The following is an 18,256-nucleotide window of genomic DNA, read 5'->3' as shown; positions in this document are numbered from 1 at the left end:
CCGCCCGGCATCAGGCCAAGGTATCAGCCCAGATGTTGCGTGCCCAGGCCATGGCGTACTTGCCCTCCAGCTCGCTGGCGGCCACCGACACGCCGCCCGAGCCCGGCACGGCCAGCATGGTCTGCTTCTCGGCGTCGTAGCGGTGCACGCTGGCCACGTGCACCACGTCGGTGTCGCTCACGAAGCTGTAGCAGGTGTTGTTGTAGATCGGCAGCGCGTTGGGCGCGCGGCCGGCCAGCAGCGCCACGATGGCGGCCGCCGCCACCTTGCCGTGCTGGTTGGCCATGTGGCCCGACTTGGGCATGCCGGGTGCGATCTGCAGCGCATCGCCCAGGATGTGGATGTTCTTGGCGGCCTTGGATTCCATGGTCAGCCAGTCGACCTCGCACCAGCGCTTGTTGGCGGTGGTCAGGCCGGCGTTGTGGGCGATGTCGCCCGCGCGCTGCGGCGGCACCACGTTCAGCACCTGGGCCTTGATGTCGTCGTTGAACTCGAACTTGAGCGTGCCGGTGGCGGCATCGACGTCGGTCAGCGCGTGCTTGGGCCGGTAGTCGATGATGCCCTTGTAGCGGTCGGCCCAGGCTTTCTTGAACAGTGCGCCCTTGGAGGTCACGTCGTCGTTGGCGTCGAGGATCAGCACCTTGGACTTGGGCTTGGCCTTGCTGAAGTAATACGCCACCTGGCAGGCGCGCTCGTACGGGCCGGGCGGGCAGCGGTAGGGTGCCAGCGGAATGGCCAGCGCGTACACGCCGCCGTCGGGCATGGCCTCGAGCTGCTGGCGCAGCGCCACGGTCTGCGCGCCGGCCTTCCAGGAGTGCAGCACCCTGTCCTGCGCGCCGGGCTTCTTCAGGCCGGGCAGCGCATCGGGCATGAAGTCGATGCCGGGCGACAGCACCAGGCGGTCGTAGCTCAGCGTGGTGCCGCCGGCCAGGCGCACCTGGCGCTTGTCGGCGTCGATGGCGACGGCGCGGTCCTTGACGATCTTCACGCCATGGCGCCTGGCCAGGTTGTCGTAGGGCGTGGTGATGTCGGCCATCTGCTTGCTGCCGCCCAGCACCAGGTTGGAGATGGGGCAGGAAACGAAGGCATCGCCCGGTTCGACCAGCGTGACGTTGACCTTGCCATCCGACCACATGCGGATGTACTTGGCGGCGGTGGCACCGCCATAGCCGCCGCCGACGACCACGACATGGCCGCCCGCACCACTGCTGGTGGAGGCACAGCCGGCGGAAAGGCCCAGCACCGATGCGGCCGAGGCGGCGGAACCCGCCTGAATGAATTGACGACGATCCATGGTGTGCCTCCTCACTTCTTCTGCGCCGCGAACCAGGCGCTGATGGCGGCCAGTTGCTCGTCGGTGTAGCCCTTGCTGAGCTGGTGCATGATGGTCGCGGGCTTGGCGCCGCTCTTGAAGTCCATCAGCTTCTTCATCATTTCGTCCTTGTTGGCGCCCGCCAGCACCTCGTTGCCGGTCTGCGCGTGGCCGTTGGTGCCGTGGCAGGCGGCGCAGCTGGCGGCCCAGCTGCGCACCTGCAGGGGATCGACCTGCGCCTGCGCGCTGCCGGCCGCCAGGCACAGGGCCGCGGCGGCCAGGCCCGAAAACACGAAAGGTTTCATGGATGCGCTCCTCCTGGGAAATGGGTGGTGTGGGTGCGAGCGGGCGCAAGATTCGCCGCCGCTTATATGTAAACGAATGATAGGGCGGCCCCCGCGCGGGCAGACTCGGGAATAACCCCAGCGCAACGCCACGGCGACCGCGCGTCGGCGCGCCTCAGCGCGGCTCGCCCACGGTTTCGATGGCGATCTGCGTGCACACGGCGCGGCACAGCGTGACCACGCGCTCGTTGATGATGCGGTAGTAGATCTGCACGCCATCGCGCCGCTTGCCCAGCACACCGGCCTTGTAGAGCGTGTTCAGGTGCTGGCTCATGTTGGGCTGGGTGGCGTGGATCTCGGTCAGCAGTTCGCCGACGTTCTTCTCCCCGTTGCACAGCGCGCTGATGATCTTCAGTCGCATCGGCGCCGACATGACGCGGAACACCTCGGCCGCCAGCTCGAACACCTCGTCGGATTCGAGTTCGCCGTCGGGGGTGGTCACGGAAGCGGCGGCTTTTCTTTGCATGGCGGAAGGCAACGGCGGGCGGTTGGCCAAACTATACGCGTCGGCGTCGGCGCTGCGCGCCCCCTTTTCCCATGGAGAAGGGGCAAGCGACGAACGCGCTCAGGAGGGAGGTGCCCTCAAGGTGCGGCTGAGCAGGATGACCGGCACCAGGCCCACCAGCACCAGCGCCAGCGAGGGCAGCGCGGCCTCGCCCAGGCGCTCGTCGCGCGCCAGCTGGTTGGCCACCACGGCCAGCGTGTCGGTGTTGAAGGGGCGCAGCACGATGGTGGCCGGCAGCTCCTTCATCACATCCACGAACACCAGCAGCCCCGCCGCGAAGCCGGCGCGCCGCAGCAGCGGCCAGTGCACGCGCGCGGCCAGCTCCACCCCGGTGGCGCCCAGCATGCGGGCCGATTCGTCCAGGCTGCGCGGCACGCGGGCGTAGCCGCTCTGCATCGACTGCAGCGCCACCGACACGAAGCGCACCAGGTACGCCCACACCAGCCCCCAGATGGTGACGGTGACCACCGCGCCCACGCCGCTTTCGGGCCAGCGCGCCTGCAGCCAGCCCACCGGCAGCAGCAGGCCGACCACGATCACCGCGCCCGGCACCGCATAGCCCAGCGACACGATCTGCACCGCCCAGCGGCGCAGCAGCGTGGGCGCGCGGCGCAGGCTGTAGGCCAGGAACCAGGCCGCCAGCACGGCCAGCACGGCGGTGATGCTTCCTAAGCGCACGCTGTTCCAGGTCCAGATGAGGAAGCGGTCCCACGGCAGCACCGACCAGTCGGCCGACAGCGGGCGCAGCATGAAGCCCACCGGCAGCACGAAGCCCATCAGCACCGGCAGCAGGCACAGCACCCAGGCGATGGCCCCGCGCATGCCCCGCAGCGGAATCGGCCGTGCCTCACTGCTGCTGGCGCGCGCCGTGGCACTGCCGACGAAGCGCAGGCGGCGCTGGGCGCGCTGCTCCAGCCACAGCAGCACCATCACCAGCGCCAGCAGCACCGTGGCCAGCTGGGCGGCGGCGATGCGGTTGTCCATCGACAGCCAGGCCTTGTAGATGCCGGCGGTGAAGGTCTGGATGCCGAAGTACACCGATACGCCGTAGTCGGCCAGCACCTCCATCAGCGCCAGCGCGGTGCCCGCGGCCACGGCGGGCCGCGCCATGGGCAGCGCCACCTCGCGCAGGCGGCGTGGCAGCGAGGCGCCCATCAGCCGCGCAGCCTCCATCAGCTGCGGCGCGCGCTCGGCCAGCGCGGTGCGCGCGAGCAGGTAGACATACGGGTAGAGCGAGAACGAGAACACCCAGGCCGCGCCCCACACACTGCGCACCTCGGGAATCAGCCTCCCCTCCAGCCCGAAGGCGGCGCGCAACCCTGTCTGCAGCGGGCCGGAGAACTGCAGGAAGTCGGTGTACGCATAGGCCGTCACGTAGGCCGGCATGGCCAGCGGCAGCAGCAGCAGCCATTCAAAGGCGCGCCGGCCGCGGAAGTCGAACACCGTCACCAGCACCGCCGCCGGCACGCCCATGGCCACCACGCCGATGCCCACCATCACCACCAGTTGCAGCGTCACCCACAGGTATTCGGGCAGCACGGTGGCCGCCATCTCGCGCAGGATGTCGGCGGTCTGCGCGTCCCATTGCGTCCACTGGCCGATCACGGCCAGCACCGGCAGCGCCAGCACACAGGCCACCAGCAGCAGGATCAGCGTGGGAAGGGCGCGCAAGACGGGGTTTTTGCTATTTAAATAAGAGCTGCTTGCGCAGATGGGTAGCCGAATGCAGCCCGATTTCATTCAAAACCCAGGCAGCGTGTGGCAAATGAGAATTGTACGCATCTAGAATCTGCTTCCATGTTCCTCAAGATCGATCAGGTCGACGTTCGCTACCCCGGCCAGGCGCGCCCCGCGGTGCAGGACGCCTCGCTCGGCCTGCGCGCCGGCGACATCGGCGTGCTGATCGGCCCCTCGGGCTGCGGCAAGACCACGCTGCTGCGCGCCGTGGCCGGGCTGGAGCATGTGAGCGCTGGCGAAATCCGCCTGGGCGGCGAACTGGTGAGCAGCGCCCGCCAGCACGTGCCGCCCGAGGCGCGGCGCATCGGCATGGTGTTTCAGGACTACGCGCTGTTCCCGCACCTCGACGTGGGGCGCAACGTCGCTTTCGGCCTCAAGCACCTGCCCGCGGCCGAGCGCGACCGCCGCGTGGCCGAGGTGCTGGCGCTGGTCGACCTGACGGGCAGCGAGCGGCGCTACCCGCACGAACTCTCCGGCGGCCAGCAGCAGCGCGTGGCGCTGGCCCGCGCGATGGCGCCGGCGCCGCGCCTGCTGCTGCTGGACGAGCCCTTCTCCAACCTCGACGTCGACCTGCGCGAACGCCTGGCGCACGAGCTGCGCGGCATCCTGAAAAGCGCCGGGGCCACCGCCCTGTTCGTCACCCACGACCAACTGGAGGCGTTTGCCATCGGCGACCAGATCGGCGTGATGCACGAGGGCCACCTGCACCAGTGGGACGACGCCTACACCCTGTACCACCGCCCGGCCACGCGCTTCGTGGCCGACTTCATCGGCCACGGCGTGTTCGTGCCGGCGCGCATCGTGGCCAACGAGCACGGCGGCGGCGCCCGGCTCGACACGCCGCTCGGCCCGCTCGATCACCTCACCGACTGCCCGCTGCCCGGCGCCTATCCCGGCGGCCAGTGCGAGCTGCTGCTGCGCGCCGACGACATCGTGCACGACGACCAGGCGCCGGTGCGCGCGCAGGTCGTGCGCAAGGCGTTCCGCGGCTCCGAGTTCCTCTACACGCTCAGGCTCGCCAGCGGCGAGACCCTGATGGTCCACGTTCCCAGCCACCACAACCACCGCGTCGGCGAATGGATCGGCATCCGGCCGGAGGTGGACCATGTGGTGACGTTTGCGATGGCGCAGCGCGCACCGGCCTGAGGCGCACCCGGGCACACAGAACGCATCGGGGCCATGCCGTGGGCCTGAGCGCGGGTCCACCCGACGCATATTGTTTTGATACCGAGTTCCTTCGTCGTCATGTGTCCATGCATCAAGCCAACTCATCCACCGCGCGTGCCGCACTCTTGGCCACGCTTTTCCTTGCCGTCTGGCCGGCCCATGCAGCCGATCCCGTGCTGATCGACCTGTTTCGCGGAGAGCCCTCGCAGTACCAACCGCCGTACCCCAACCCGAATCCCTACACCTACTACCAGAACCTGGTGGTCGCTGGGACAACCCATCGCTATGACGCAGTGCGCCGCCTGATCACCTTCGCCAATGAGGGTGCCAACCGGGCCGTGGCGGTCAGCGGCACCACGCTGAAGTCCTCGTGGCCCAATCTCACGTTCGCCGGCACCAGCAACCCGGCAACACAGCCGTCGATCGATGTCCTGTGCGAGTACCCCATAGGCGACGCCGCGCTCGCCGGTCAGACCAACGCCTGCCGGAACTGGATTCAGGGCGCCTTCCTTTACACGGCCGTGCTGATGCCGGCCCAGGGCAATTACGCGATCAGCTGCGTGGGCAACGACGGTGCGGTGCTTGATGCCTCGAGCAGCCAGGGCACGGATTACCGGAATCTCGGCTACAGCACCAAGGTGGCCTCGTTCTGCCTTGCCGAAGCGACGGATGGCTATACAGGCAATGGTTCGCTGCCCAGTCCCGCGCCCAACACGTTGGTCAATATCCGCGTGGCCTGGAACAATTGGGGCAACGATGCCGCACTCACCATCCGCTGGACAACACCTGGCGCTTCAGCACCCGTCGCCATTCCGGCCAGCCAGCTGTTCGACCCCAGCGACCCCGCCACCTACCTGGCGGCGAGCAATGACGACTTCACGGGCACACCGCTGACCGCCGGCACGGCGGGCACCACCGCCTCGGTGTTCAGCAACGACCGCGTCAACGTCGCCACGCCGGTCAGCACCGGCGCCGGCGGCAACGTGCGGACCTACGCCCTGATCGACGACCCCGTTACCAGCGCGCCGCCCCCCGCGGGCATCACCCTCAACGCCGACGGCACGCTGTCGGTGGCTGGCACCGTGGCGCCCGGCAGCCACACGGTGACCTACCGGATCTGCCGCACCGACACCTTGCCGCAGCCGCTGTGCGCCACCGCCCAGGCCACACTGCAGGTCAACGCCAGCATCGTCCCCACCGTGGACAACGCACCCGGCCCGCTGCCGGCCGGCACCGCCGGCACGCCGATCGCCAACGTGGCGGTCAACGACCAGGTCAACGGCGCGCCCGCCACGCTAGGCACCGGCGGCAATGCCACCGTGGCGCCTTCGGGCGCGTGGCCGGGCGGCATCTCGCTCGATGCCGACACCGGAGCGGTCAGCGTGCTGCCCACCGTGCCGGCCGGCAACTACAGCCTGCCGTACACCCTGTGCGACCGTTTCGGCCACTGTGCCGACAGCACGGTCAACTTCACGCTGACCGCGGCCACGCTGGCCGCCGGCGGCGACAGCGGCAGTGCGACGGCGGGCCAGGACAGCACGCCGGTGGCCAACGTGGCGGCCAACGACACCATCAACGGCCAGCCGGTGCAGCTGGGCGCGGGTGGCAACGCCACCGTCGCAACTTCGGGCACCTGGCCGGCGGGCATCACGCTCGACCCCGCCACCGGCGCCGTGCAGGTGGCCGCCAGCGTGCCGCCGGGCCAGCACACGCTCAGCTACCAGCTGTGCCCGCTCAATGGCGACCCCTGCGTCACTGCCACCGTCACCCTGCAGGTGGTCGGCGCGGCCGGCACGGTGGCCGTGCCCACGGTGAGCCAGTGGGGCCTGATGCTGCTGGGCAGCCTGCTGCTGCTGCCGGGGCTGCGCCGCCTGCGCCAGCGGCCCTGAGCGCCCAGCTTTACGCACCAGGATTTTGCATGAAATAGCCCTCCAGCGCCCGTCCGACGGGCGCTTACAGCTATTTATTCAGGAGCATCCACGCCGTTGCGCAGGCCGTCCACCTGACGGCGCAGCTCTGCCGCCCATTCGCGTCGCTCGCGCCCCTCGGGCGACTGTGCCTGGCCGTAGCTGACGACGGCGCGCAGGCCGGGCGTGGTGAGCGTGCGCCACACCGATTCGAGCAGGGTCTGGTCGCCGATGTACATGGGCGCCGTGCTCATGGCGCCGTTGCGGCCGTCGATGAACTGCAGGGCCACCGGCAGCGCCGGCGCATGGGCCGAGATGGCCGCCTGGATCAGGTTGGCGTGGAACGGCAGCAGCGTGATGCCGTTGCTGGTGGTGCCCTCGGGGAACACCGCCACCACCTCGCCGCGCACCAGCGCATCCCGCATGTGGTGCACCACGCGCAGCGCGTCGCGGCGCGAGTCGCGCTCGATGTACAGCGTGCCGGCGCCGGTGGCCATCATGCCGATCATGGGCCAGCGCTTGACGTCCGACTTCGAGACAAAACGGCAATAGCCCGCCGCGTGCATGACCAGGATGTCGAGCCAGGAGATGTGGTTGACGACCATCAGCAGCGGGCCGTCCTTGGGCGGCGCGCCACGCACGTCAAGGTCGATGCGCCACACGCGCAGGAAGTTGCGCGCCCAGCGCTGCACCTCGGCCTCGCGCTCGGCCTGCGAGAGCTTGGGAAAGCGCGTGCGGATGGTCCACCAGCCGCCCGCGATGTGCGCTCCACCGCGCAGCAGCAGCCAGAACGCCGTCAGCGATTTCATGCGAATGCTCCGCCGGCGTCTTTCAGTCGGCGTGTGCCAGGTGGCCGCCAACCAGCGTGGTGCGCACGCGGCCCGTCAGCTCCAGCCCGGCAAAGGGTGTGGCCTTGCCCTGGCTGCGCAACGCGGCAGGCTCGACCTGCCAGTGCGCCTGCGGGTCGAACACGCACAGGTCGGCCGCGCCGCCTTCGGCCAAGCGCCCGCAACTGGCCTGGAAGGTGCCCAGCGCGCCGCCGAGTACCTGGGCCGGTGCGCTGGTCACCACTTCCAGCGCGCGCATCAGGCCGGGGCCGCCGGGCTCGGTCCCCCACTTCAGCGCCAATGGCAACAGCAACTCCAGCCCCGTGGCGCCGGGCTCGGCTTCGGCGAAGGGCAACTGCTTGGCATCGGCCTCGACCGGGGTGTGGTCGGACACCAGCGCGTCGAGGGTGCCGTCGGCCAGCGCGGCGCGCAGGGCGTCGCGGTCGCGCTGCTGGCGCAGCGGCGGGTTAAGGCGGGCGGCGCTGTCGTAGTAGCCGATGTCCAGGTCGGTCAGGTGCAGGCTGTTGATGCTGACGTCGGCCGTCACGTTGAGGCCGTCGGCCTTGGCCTGGCGCAGCAGTTCGACCCCCGCCGCGCTGGACAGGCGGCACAGATGCAGGCGCGGGCCGGCGCCGCCGCCGCGCATGGCGCGCAGCAGCTCGAACAGCGTGTGCAGGCGAATGGTTTCGGCCGCCGCGGGCACGCCCGACAGGCCCATGCGCATGGCCAGCGGCCCGCTGGCGGCCACGCCGCCGCCCAGCCATGGATCGACAGGGCGCAGCCACACGGCGTGGCCGAAGGTGCTGGCGTACAGCAGCGCGCGCTGCAGCACCTGGGTGTTGACGATGGGCGCCTCGGCCTGGCCGAAGGCCACGCAGCCGGCGTCGGTGAGCTGACCCATCTCGGTCAGCACCTCGCCCTTCAGCCCGCGCGTGAGCGCGCCTTGCGGAAACACGCGCGCCTGGTGCAGGCGCTCGGCGCGGGTCTTGAGCATTTCGACCAGGCCGGGCTCGTCGAGCACCGGGTCGGTGTCGGGCGGGCAGACCAGACTGGTCACGCCGCCGGCCACCGCCGCGGCCATCTCGCTTTCGAGCATGCGGGCGTGCTCGTGGCCCGGCTCGCGCAGGCGCGCCGTCAGGTCCACCAGGCCGGGCAGCACCCAGCAGCCTTGGGCATCGATGGTGCGGCTGGGCGTGAAGTCGGCCGGCGGTTGGCCGATGCTGAGGATGCGGCCCGCGGCAATCGCCACGTCCGCCGTCTCGTCGCGGCCCGTGGCGGGGTCGATCACGCGGCCATGCTGGATGAGGATCTTCATGGTTTCAAGCCAAATCGGGCTCCAGCGCTTGATGGACGAGCGCCAGCAGCTATCATTTTCATACCAAACAACATCAGGCCTCGTTGCCCGCCACGATGCTCAGCACCGCCATGCGCACGCCGATGCCGAAGGTGACCTGCGGCAAGATCACGCTCTGCTGGCCATCGACCACCTGCGAATCGATCTCGACGCCGCGGTTGATGGGGCCGGGGTGCATCACGATGGCATCCGGCTTGGCCCAGCGCAGCCGCTCGGGCGTGAGGCCGAAGCTCTGGAAGAACTCCTGGCTGCTGGGCAGCAGCGCGCCGCTCATGCGCTCGTTCTGCAGGCGCAGCATGATGACGACGTCGGCGTCCTGGATGCCCTCCTGCAGCGTGTGGCACACGCGCACGCCCATGGGGCCGAAGTCGCCCGGCACCAGCGTCTTGGGGCCGACCACGCGCACCTCGGCGGCGCCCAGCGTGGTCAGCGCATGGATGTCCGACCGCGCCACGCGCGAATGCAGCACGTCGCCCACAATGGCCACCACCAGGTTGCTGAAGTCCTTCTTGTAGTGGCGGATGGTGTACATGTCGAGCAGCCCCTGCGTGGGGTGCGCGTGCCGGCCGTCGCCGGCGTTGACCACGTGCACGTGCGGCGCCACGTGCTGCGACAGCAGGTAGGGCGCGCCGCTTTCGCTGTGCCGTACGACGAAGATGTCGGCCGCCATGGCGCTGAGGTTGGCCACGGTGTCGAGCAGCGATTCGCCCTTGGCGGTGGACGAGCGCGCGATGTCGAGCGTGTACACGTCGGCCGACAGGCGCGTGGCGGCGATGTCGAAGGTGGTGCGGGTGCGCGTGCTGTTCTCGAAGAACAAGTTGAACACGCTCTTGCCGCGCAGCAGGGGCACCTTCTTCACCTCGCGGTCGCTCACGCTGACGAACTGCTGCGCGGTGTCGAGGATGTGGATGAGGATGTCGCGCGACAGGCCTTCGGTGGAGAGCAGGTGGATCAGCTCGCCGTGCTGGTTGAGTTGGGGGTTGCGTCGGGCCAGCATGGTCAGCTCTTGGTGGTGATGCTGAAGGTGAAGGCGCCATCGTCGCCGCGCGCCAGCCGCAGCGTCTGCGTGGCCGGCAGCGTGACGCGGGCGGCAGCCACTTCGGCCGCCACCGGCAGCTGGCGCCCGCCGCGGTCGACCAGCACGGCCAGCCGCACGCGGGCGGGGCGGCCGTAGTCGAACAGCTCGTTGAGCACGGCGCGGATGGTGCGGCCGGTGTGCAGCACGTCGTCGAGCAGCAGGATGTCGGCGCCGTCGATCTCGAACGGCAGCGTGGTCTGGCCGCTGGCCGACAGGCCGCGCTTGGCGAAATCGTCGCGGTGCATGGTGGACGAGATGGCGCCGGCCTGGCCGGGCAAGCCCAGGTCGGCCTGCAGGCGCTCGGCCAGCCACTGGCCGCCCGAGACGATGCCGACCAGCCGCGTATCGGCCGTCAGCAGGGGGCGCAGGCTGCGCAGCAGCTCGGCATACAGCGCCTCGGCGTCGAGCGCCAGCGTGCTGCCCGTGGTGGAACTCATGGAAGACTCCTCAGAAACTGTTCCAGGATGATGGCGGCCGACGCCGCGTCGGCATCCCGTGCGCCGGCCGCCTGGGCCTCGGTGGTGCTGTAGCGCTCGTCCACCTCGTAAACCGGCAGCTTGAAGCGGCCGCGCAGCTGGCGCGCGAACTTGCGTGCGCGCACGGTGTTCTCGTGCTCGGCGCCATCGGGGTGAAAGGGCACGCCCACCACCAGCGCATCGGGCTGCCATTCGGCCAGCCGGCTGGCGATGGGCGCCCAGCGCGCCTCGCCCTCGGCACGGATGGTGGGCTGCGGCGTGGCGCTGCGCGTGAGCCGGTTGCCCACGGCCACACCGGTGCGCTTGAGGCCGAAGTCGAACGCCAGGAAGCTCGCCTGGGTGGCGGGCACGTCGCTGCCGGAATCAGACACCATCTCGCCTACCAAATCCAATGGCCGCGGAGCAGGCCGTGCGGGAACGCCGTGGACCGGGCTTCGCCCGGCCGCTGGCGTTGTCCCTTGGGGGAAGGCGCCGCAGGTGACTCTGGGGGGACTGTCACGCGTGCCCCACGTCGGGCGACAGCATCCAGGCCTGCAGACCCAGCAGGCCCAGGGCGCGGTCGTAGCGCTGGTCGACCGGGGCGTCGAAGATCACGTCGGCATCGGCATCCACGGTGAGCCAGCTGTTGCCGGCGATCTCGGATTCGAGCTGGCCCTCGCCCCACGACGAATAACCCAGCGTGACCAGCACGCGGCGCGGGCCGCCGCCGGACGACAGGGCCTCCAGCACGTCCTTGGAGGTCGTCATCTCCAGCCCGCCGGGCACGGTGAGCGTGGAGGCGTAGATCGACTCGTCGGGCTTCAGCCCCTCGGCGACGATGGGCTCGTGCAGCACGAAGCCGCGCTCGGTCTGCAGCGGACCGCCGTGGAACACCGGCTGCCCGCCCAGCTCGGGCCGCTCCAGCGGCAGGTCGACACGCTCGAACAGGTCGGCCAGGCTGATGTCGCCGGGCTTGTTGATGATCAGCCCCAGCGCGCCGCGCTCGCTGTGCTCGCAGACGTAGATCACGCTGCGCGTGAAGGTGCCATCCTCCATGCCGGGCATGGCGATGAGAAAGTGATTCGTCAGGTTGATCGGCTGCTGCGCGTCATCGGCCATGCGGACGATTCTAGTCCGCCTTGCGCCGTGCGGCCGGATACGCTTCTACAAAAAAATGAGCTGCTGGCGCCCGTCACACAAAGATTTCAGATACAAATCGATCCAAAAACCAATGGCAACAAGCGCAAGCAGCTATTGTTTTTTTAACTCAACCTTGTGCCGTCGCGGCGGCGCGGGCGTATTCCTTGATCAGGCCCAGCAGTTCCTCTTCGGAGTACGGCTTGCCCAGGTAGTGGTTCACGCCCAGTTCGCGCGCGTGTTTGCGGTGCTTCTCGGCGATGCGCGAGGTGATCATGATCACCGGCAGATCACGCAAGTGCTCGTCGGCGCGGATGTTGCGCACGAAGTCGAAGCCGTCCATGCGCGGCATCTCGATGTCGGACAGCACCACCGCCGGGCGCTCGCCCTGCAGCCGCTCCAGGCCCTGCAGGCCGTCGGCCGCCAGTGCCACGCGGTAGCCCTCGCGCTGCAGCAGGCGCTGCGTGACGCGGCGCACGGTGATCGAGTCGTCCACCACCAGCACCAGCGGGATGTCGGAGTGGATCGACGCCGTCTCGGGCGCGGCGGGCAGGCCAGCGGCGGGGGCGGCCTCGGCCTGCGCGGCGCTGGCGCTCAGGGCACGCGCCTGCTCGCCGTACACCGCGGCCAGCGCCACCGGGTTGTAGATCAGCGCCACGGCACCCGAGGCCAGCGCCGTGATGGCCACCAGGCCGGGCAGGCGCGACAGCTGCGGCCCCAGTGCCTTCACCACCACTTCCTGGTTGCCCAGCACTTCGTCGACGTGCACGGCCACGCGCTGCTCGGCCGAGCGGAACACCACCACCGGGGTGGAGCGCGCGGGCGGCTCGGTGGTACGCGCCGAGCTTTGCAGCAGCGCGCCCGACCAGAAGAAGGGCAGATCCTCGCCGCCGAAACGGTAGGTGCCGGTCTCGTAGGCCTGCTGCAGGTCCTTGGCGCTCGCGCGCTGCACGATCTCCACCAGGTTCGACGGCACGCCCACCGACAGCTTGCCGGCGCGCACCATCACCACGTGCGTCACCGCCGTCGTCAGCGGCAGCACCAGGCGGAAGCTGGAGCCCTGGCCCTCACGCGTGTGCGTCTCGATGCGGCCACCCAGCGCCTGCACCTCGGTGCGCACCACGTCCATGCCGACGCCGCGGCCGGCCAGCTCGGTCACCTCGGTGGCGGTGGAGAAGCCGGGCGCGAACACCAGGTTGGCCACCTCGGCGTCGCTCAGCGGCTGGTCGGCCGTGATCAGGCCCTGCTGCTGCGCGCGCTCGCGGATGCGCGGCAGGTTCAGGCCCGCGCCGTCGTCGCGGAACTGCACCGACACGTCGTTTCCGGCCTGCTGCACCTCGATGCTGATCAGGCCCACCGGGTCCTTGCTGCGGGCTGAGCGCGCGGCGGCGTTCTCGATGCCGTGCACCACGCAGTTGCGCAGCAGGTGCTCGAAGGCGGGCGTCATGCGCTCCAGGATGCCGCGGTCCATCTCGATCGAACCGCCGACGATGTCCAGGCGCACCTGCTTGCCGGTTTCCTTGGAGGCCTGGCGTACCACGCGGTACAGGCGCTCGGAGATGCCCTCGAACTCCACCATGCGCGTGCGCAGCAGGTCGCGCTGCAGTTCGCGCGACTGGCGCGCCTGCGCGGCCAGGTCGTCCTCGCTGGCATCGACCGCGCGCTGCAGGCTGCGCTGCACCGTGGCCACGTCGTTCACCGACTCGGCCATGATGCGCGTCAGCTCCTGCATGCGCGTGAAGCGGTCGAACTCCAGCGGGTCGAAGTTCTGCTGCGCGTCCTTCGACAGCGCCAGGCGCGACTGCATCTGCGTTTCGGCCTGCAGTTCCACGTCGCGCAGTTGCTGGCGCAGGCGCTCCAGGTTGCTCGTCAGGTCGGTCAGCGAACTGCGCAGCTGGCCCACCTCGGCCTCCAGCCGCGCGCGCGAGGTGACCACCTCACCGGCCTGGCTGACCAGGCGGTCCAGCAACTGCGAGCGCACACGCACCGCCTGGCTGGCAGAGGCGCGCGCCGACACCAGCGACAGGGCCGCCGGCAGCGCCACGTCGCCGCGCGCCACGGGCGCCACCGGCGCCACGCGCTCGGCGGTGGCCTGCTGGGGCTGCGCCACGGGTACGGCGGGCACCGGATGTGCGACCGGAGCCGCCGGCACATCGACCGCCGGCTCGCCCGTCTGCAGACGGCGGAACGCGGCCAGCAGTTCGTCCAGGTGGTCAAGCAGCGGCTCGACGTCCTGGCTGCCGATGTTCTCGGTGCCGATGGTTTCGATGGCGGACTCGGTGCGGTGCGCCATCTCGCCCAGGCGCAGCGCGCCGGCCAGGCGCGCACTGCCCTTCAGCGTGTGCAGGGCGCGCAGCACCTGGGCGCGCGCGCCGTTGTCGGCCGGGTGCTCGGCCCATTGGCGCAGCGAAGCGCTCAGCTGGGGCAGCAGTTCCTCGGCCTCTTCCTCGAAGATCGGGAACAGGTCGGGGTCGACCGCATCCAGCACGTCGATGTCGTCGGCAATGGTGTGGCGGCCCACATCGGTGGCCGTGACCGTCGGCACGGGGGCAGCCACCGCAGCGACCGCGGGCAGCGCCTGCGCAAAACCCAGCGAGGCGGAGGTGCCGTCTTGCACCGCTGGCGCCACGGCGTCCGCGGCTTCGTCGCCATCGGTGGGCTCCAGCGCATGGACCGCCGCGAGGATGTCGGCGCTGGGGGTCTTCAGCACACCGACCGCGAACTGGTGCAGCACCCGGCGAATGTCTTCCGAGGCATCGCCCAGCACGCGCGCCTGTTCAGCGGTGCCGCGCAGCTGACCGTGCAGGCGCTGCAGCGCGTGCTCGACGGCGCGCGCCAGCTCCGACAGGGCCGTGAAGCCCACCGTGGCCGAACTGCCGGCCAGCGAATGCGCGCGCGCAATGGCCGCCTCGGGCACCGGCTGGTCCAGTTCGAGCGCCCACTCGGACAGCTGGGTGATGAGCTGGCGCGACCATTCATCGGCCTCGTTCAGGTAAACGTTGTACAGCGGGGTGCTGATGCGCAGATCGCCGATCTGCTTGTACATGTCGTCGTCCGACAGCACCTCGTCATCGACGTGCGAGCCGGCGTCGGGCGCTGCATCGCTCGGCGCCTGGTGTTCGGTGGCGAAGTCCAGTTCGCCCAGCTCCAGCGCCAGCATCTCGTCGGCCGCCCCGGCAGCCGCTTCGGCCGGCGCGTCCTCGGGCTCGGCCGCCGGCATCTCCAGTGCCGCCATGGGCAGATCCACGCTGGCTTCACCCTCTTGGTCGACCACCTGCACCACTTCGGTTGGCGCAGGCGGTGTCTCGGCGGTGGCGAAGTCCAGTTCGGCCAGATCCAGCGCGAGCATCGGCGCCTCGGAGTCGATGGCCTCCGGGGTCTCCGCTTCAGGCGCTTCCATCGCGGGCAACTCGGCGGCTGGCTCGACCTCGTCAGTCGGGTTAGACGCCAACGCGGCGGCTTCCACGGTCTCCACGGGGCCGTCCCAGATGGGGTCGGATGCCGGCGCGAAGTCGGCCTCCAGCAACGCGTCCTGGTCGGCCGCATCGACCTCGACCACCTCGATCGCCGGTGCAACATCCGCCGCCTCTGCCGCCAGATCGAATTCCAGCATGTCGACGGCAGCCGATGCAGCGGTCTGCACGGGTGTCGACGCATCGATCTCCAGGTCGGCTGCGCCCAGCTCGAGATCGGGCAGTTCGAACGCGGCCAGTGGCTCGGGCACCGGCGGCGCGGCAACTTCGGCAAGCGTGGCGTCGTCCAGCGACACCTCCACGGTCAGGTCTTCGGCATCGTCGGCGCCCATGCTCGCCGGCGCCGCCTGAACATCAGGCGCGGCCTCGGCCACCACCACGGGCTCGGGGAGCACGTCGGACTGGCCGAATTGCAGCGGAATGCGGCGGCCTTCGAGCCGCATGGCATCGGCTGCGGCGCTAAAGGGCGCGCTGCTCCAGCCCGCGTCCCGCTTGATGGCGATGTCTTCCACCCAGGCACCGAAGCCCTGCATGGCCTCGCCAGTCAGCGTGCGCAGGTCGTCCGATACCGGCTTCTGCTCGGACAGCCAGGCATTGAGCAACTGCTCCATCGACCAGGCGGCCTCGCCGAACTCCGACAGGCCGACCATGCGCGAGCTGCCCTTCAGGGTATGGAACGCGCGGCGCAGCGTTGTCTGCTGCTCGATGTCGCCCGGCGCCGAGGACAGGGCTTCGATGGCATCGCCGCCGGTCTGCACCACCTCGCGCGCCTCTTCCAGGAAGATGTCGAGCAGGTCGTCGTCTTCGAAGGCGTCGTCGTCCGACACCGCCACCGGCTCGGGCGGCACCTGGGGCGCCTGCGCCGATGCGACCGCCTGCAGCGCTTCGAGCGCGCCGCTCAGCTCGGCCTCGTCCTGCTGCCGCGCCGCCTCGGCGGCACGGTGCGCGGCATTGGCCAGGGCCGGCTTTTCGTCCAGCGCGGCCATGGCGGCGATCTGGTCGAGCTGGCCCGGAATCGTCTCGGGGGGCAGGCTGGCGTCCAGCAACTGGCCGGGCGCCGTCACCGGGCCGGCGGGCGCTGCGGGCTCGAAGTCCAGCTCGATGTCGACGCCAGCGCCAGGCTGGAACGCCTCAGCGTGCAGCGCCTCTTCGTGCTCGTCGGCCAGGCGGCCGGCAACGTGTTTCAGCTCGCCGGCTTCGGCGTCATAGACGAACAGCTTGCGCGCCAGCAGCGGCTGGTAGCCCAGCATGTCGACTTGGAAGCCCAGCGCGCCCAGGCTGTTGCCCAGCTTCTCGAAGGTGTCACCGGCTTTGATCTGCTCGGGCTCCTGCTCGGTGATCAGCCATTCGTCGACCGTGTCGCGCATGCGCCCGACCGCCAGCGCCGCCTGGTCCAGCCCCAGCACGGACAGCACGCCACGCATCTGGCCCATCAGGCTGGGCACCGGGCCCAGCACGCTCTTGTCGGCGGGATTGCGGAAGAACTGGTCAAGGTGCTGCTCGACCTCGCCCAGCGTGGTGCGCAACTCGCCCACCACCGTGCCCATGGTCTGCCGGTCGCTGACGCTGCGGTAAAGCTGCTCCATCCAGCCCTCGAGCGGTGGCGCCATGGCGCCGCCACGCACGGCATCGAGTCGCTCGGCCAGCTGCTGGATGCGGGCCGCGAACGTGGCGTCACTCGGATGGAAGTCCTCGAACGACGCCTCGAGGAACAGCACCGCGGTGGCCGTTTCCATGGCCAGTTCGGGGCTGGGCGGCTTGCCGGCCTGGGCGGTCTGCTGTGCCACGCGATTCAGCGCCTGGCCCAGCGGGCGGCCTTTTTCGTGCAGCTTGTCGAGCGATTCCGCCACCAGGCCGAACTGGTCCACGCACGCCTTCATGCGTGCCATGTCGCCACCCGCCAGCGCCGACCAGTTCTCCTTGACGGACTCGATGCGGCGGCGCGCCTGCGCCAGAACAGCCGGGTCGTACAGACCGAAGGTGGACTGGTCGTAAGGCTGCGCCACGTGGCGGCCCAGCGACCACGCTTTGCGCACCGCGTCCAGCGCGGGCGCATCGGCAGCCTGCTTCGGCACGGCCTGGGCGCAGAAGAACAGCAGATCCTGCGCCAGGCGCTCGGACACGCTCTGGTCGCCTCGGGCCAGCGTCGTGTACTGCAGCAGGATCCGTGACGCCGCCCGCTTGGCATAGACGTCCATCGGGACCAGCGCCTTGGCCATGGCCTCGAAGAAGGCCGCGGAAAGCTTCCAGAAGATGGCCGGCTGCCGGTGGTTCTCGCCCTGCGCCAGGCCGAGGCTGATGACGCCGATCTCGGCCGCCGCATTGTGGTCGGCGTGCTTCATGATCTTGAGCACGCGCTGGTCCAGACGGCTGCGCACCTCCGGCCCGTAAGCCAGCGGCTGGGCCGCGGGCGGCGTGGCCGGGTCCACCCAGCGCCACGGCCAGGTCCACAGGTCGGCCGGGTGGATGCGATCCGCACCCGCCATTTCCTGCACCTGCTTGAACTGCGGGAACAAGCCCAGCGCCGAACGCGGGCGCTCGCCCAGTTGCGACTCCAGGTATTCGACCAGTGCAAAACCGGCCCGCTCGAGCGTCTGTGCGGTCGCCTCGGTGCACTTCTCCGGATGCAGCACGAACTGCTGGACCGCCGCCTCCATGCCGCGCACCATGTGCGCCGACACGCCCTGCCCCACCATGTCCAGCGCGCCCACCACCTGGTGAAGCTGCTGGCGCGCCATGCGCAACTGGCTGGCGTCCACGGAAGCCAGGTCCACGCCTCTGGCCGCCTCGGCGTCGTGCGCGAAGCGCTTCAGGGAGCGGGTCGCCGACTCGATCGATTTGCGCGTCTCATCCAGAACCCAAGCCAGTGGCCCCAGGTCTCCCGCAACGGGCGCGCCTTGGGCGCGAATTTCGGCTTGGTGGCTCGTCACCATGACTTCATGCTCTCCAGAAGCTGTCTT

General features: G+C 69.9%; 13 protein-coding genes. 2 read left to right on the top strand and 11 right to left on the bottom strand.

Translation table 11 applies throughout. From position 1 onward, the window contains the following. Window positions 1-10: 10 nt before the first annotated feature. The 4 genes from ACFSCU_RS08070 to ACFSCU_RS08055 form a co-directional block, all read right to left on the bottom strand. Window positions 11-1,294 (bottom strand): NAD(P)/FAD-dependent oxidoreductase, encoded by a 1,284-nt coding sequence (locus tag ACFSCU_RS08070; protein ID WP_180549834.1) that lies wholly within the window; start codon window positions 1,292-1,294, stop codon window positions 11-13. A gap of 11 nt (window positions 1,295-1,305) precedes the next feature. Then, a complete protein-coding gene (locus ACFSCU_RS08065) occupies window positions 1,306-1,617 on the bottom strand; it encodes a c-type cytochrome (RefSeq protein ID WP_180549835.1) in 312 nt (103 codons plus the stop codon). Window positions 1,618-1,771: 154 nt separating this feature from the next. Then, the gene (locus tag ACFSCU_RS08060) at window positions 1,772-2,122 is read right to left on the bottom strand and encodes an ArsR/SmtB family transcription factor (RefSeq protein WP_377560362.1); all 351 of its coding nucleotides are present in this window, start codon (window positions 2,120-2,122) and stop codon (window positions 1,772-1,774) included. A 99-nt stretch (window positions 2,123-2,221) separates the two neighbouring features. Beyond that, the gene (locus ACFSCU_RS08055) at window positions 2,222-3,901 is read right to left on the bottom strand and encodes an ABC transporter permease (RefSeq protein WP_377560361.1); all 1,680 of its coding nucleotides are present in this window, start codon (window positions 3,899-3,901) and stop codon (window positions 2,222-2,224) included. A 57-nt stretch (window positions 3,902-3,958) separates the two neighbouring features. On the opposite strand from ACFSCU_RS08055, the gene ACFSCU_RS08050 reads away from it, so the two are divergent. After that, complete coding sequence (locus tag ACFSCU_RS08050) at window positions 3,959-5,044, top strand: ABC transporter ATP-binding protein (RefSeq protein WP_180549836.1); 1,086 nt, start codon at window positions 3,959-3,961, stop codon at window positions 5,042-5,044. Window positions 5,045-5,238: 194 nt separating this feature from the next. Beyond that, window positions 5,239-6,954, top strand: a complete 1,716-nt coding sequence (locus ACFSCU_RS08045; RefSeq protein ID WP_377560359.1) for an IPTL-CTERM sorting domain-containing protein — start codon at window positions 5,239-5,241, stop codon at window positions 6,952-6,954. Between the two features lie 74 nt (window positions 6,955-7,028). On the opposite strand, the gene ACFSCU_RS08040 is transcribed toward ACFSCU_RS08045, so the two are convergent. The 7 genes from ACFSCU_RS08040 to ACFSCU_RS08010 all read right to left on the bottom strand — a co-directional run bounded on the left by ACFSCU_RS08040 (window position 7,029) and on the right by ACFSCU_RS08010 (window position 18,229). Continuing rightward, window positions 7,029-7,781, bottom strand: coding sequence for a lysophospholipid acyltransferase family protein (locus tag ACFSCU_RS08040; protein WP_180549839.1), 753 nt, complete (start codon window positions 7,779-7,781; stop codon window positions 7,029-7,031). Between the two features lie 22 nt (window positions 7,782-7,803). Beyond that, window positions 7,804-9,114, bottom strand: a complete 1,311-nt coding sequence (locus ACFSCU_RS08035; protein WP_377560358.1) for a dihydroorotase — start codon at window positions 9,112-9,114, stop codon at window positions 7,804-7,806. Window positions 9,115-9,187: 73 nt separating this feature from the next. Then, the gene (locus tag ACFSCU_RS08030; RefSeq protein WP_377560357.1) at window positions 9,188-10,150 is read right to left on the bottom strand and encodes an aspartate carbamoyltransferase catalytic subunit; all 963 of its coding nucleotides are present in this window, start codon (window positions 10,148-10,150) and stop codon (window positions 9,188-9,190) included. 2 nt (window positions 10,151-10,152) lie between these two features. Continuing rightward, a complete protein-coding gene (pyrR, locus tag ACFSCU_RS08025) occupies window positions 10,153-10,668 on the bottom strand; it encodes a bifunctional pyr operon transcriptional regulator/uracil phosphoribosyltransferase PyrR (protein WP_333705776.1) in 516 nt (171 codons plus the stop codon). Beyond that, on the bottom strand, window positions 10,665-11,081 hold the full coding sequence (gene ruvX / locus ACFSCU_RS08020; RefSeq protein ID WP_180549840.1) for a Holliday junction resolvase RuvX: 417 nt from the start codon (window positions 11,079-11,081) through the stop codon (window positions 10,665-10,667). The genes pyrR and ruvX overlap by 4 nt, the downstream gene beginning before the upstream one ends. A 121-nt stretch (window positions 11,082-11,202) precedes the next feature. Then, a complete protein-coding gene (locus ACFSCU_RS08015; RefSeq protein ID WP_180549841.1) occupies window positions 11,203-11,805 on the bottom strand; it encodes a YqgE/AlgH family protein in 603 nt (200 codons plus the stop codon). Between the two features lie 148 nt (window positions 11,806-11,953). Then, a complete protein-coding gene (locus tag ACFSCU_RS08010) occupies window positions 11,954-18,229 on the bottom strand; it encodes an Hpt domain-containing protein (protein WP_417629395.1) in 6,276 nt (2,091 codons plus the stop codon). Window positions 18,230-18,256 lie beyond the last annotated feature (27 nt).

It is taken from the genome of Ottowia beijingensis, assembly GCF_042680925.1.
In the GTDB taxonomy this organism is placed as follows: domain Bacteria; phylum Pseudomonadota; class Gammaproteobacteria; order Burkholderiales; family Burkholderiaceae_C; genus Ottowia; species Ottowia beijingensis.
This window is presented reverse-complemented; position numbering and strand designations above follow the sequence as displayed.

What these genes read in the sequence shown, in the direction of transcription:
- ACFSCU_RS08070 (WP_180549834.1), bottom strand. Translation starts at nt 1,294, where the DNA reads ATGGATCGTCGTCAATTCATTCAGGCGGGTTCCGCCGCCTCGGCCGCA.
- ACFSCU_RS08065 (WP_180549835.1), bottom strand. Translation starts at nt 1,617, where the DNA reads ATGAAACCTTTCGTGTTTTCGGGCCTGGCCGCCGCGGCCCTGTGCCTG.
- ACFSCU_RS08060 (WP_377560362.1), bottom strand. Translation starts at nt 2,122, where the DNA reads ATGCAAAGAAAAGCCGCCGCTTCCGTGACCACCCCCGACGGCGAACTC.
- ACFSCU_RS08055 (WP_377560361.1), bottom strand. Translation starts at nt 3,901, where the DNA reads ATGAAATCGGGCTGCATTCGGCTACCCATCTGCGCAAGCAGCTCTTAT.
- ACFSCU_RS08050 (WP_180549836.1), top strand. Translation starts at nt 3,959, where the DNA reads ATGTTCCTCAAGATCGATCAGGTCGACGTTCGCTACCCCGGCCAGGCG.
- ACFSCU_RS08040 (WP_180549839.1), bottom strand. Translation starts at nt 7,781, where the DNA reads ATGAAATCGCTGACGGCGTTCTGGCTGCTGCTGCGCGGTGGAGCGCAC.
- ACFSCU_RS08035 (WP_377560358.1), bottom strand. Translation starts at nt 9,114, where the DNA reads ATGAAGATCCTCATCCAGCATGGCCGCGTGATCGACCCCGCCACGGGC.
- ACFSCU_RS08030 (WP_377560357.1), bottom strand. Translation starts at nt 10,150, where the DNA reads ATGCTGGCCCGACGCAACCCCCAACTCAACCAGCACGGCGAGCTGATC.
- pyrR (WP_333705776.1), bottom strand. Translation starts at nt 10,668, where the DNA reads ATGAGTTCCACCACGGGCAGCACGCTGGCGCTCGACGCCGAGGCGCTG.
- ruvX (WP_180549840.1), bottom strand. Translation starts at nt 11,081, where the DNA reads ATGGTGTCTGATTCCGGCAGCGACGTGCCCGCCACCCAGGCGAGCTTC.
- ACFSCU_RS08015 (WP_180549841.1), bottom strand. Translation starts at nt 11,805, where the DNA reads ATGGCCGATGACGCGCAGCAGCCGATCAACCTGACGAATCACTTTCTC.
- ACFSCU_RS08010 (WP_417629395.1), bottom strand. Translation starts at nt 18,229, where the DNA reads ATGGTGACGAGCCACCAAGCCGAAATTCGCGCCCAAGGCGCGCCCGTT.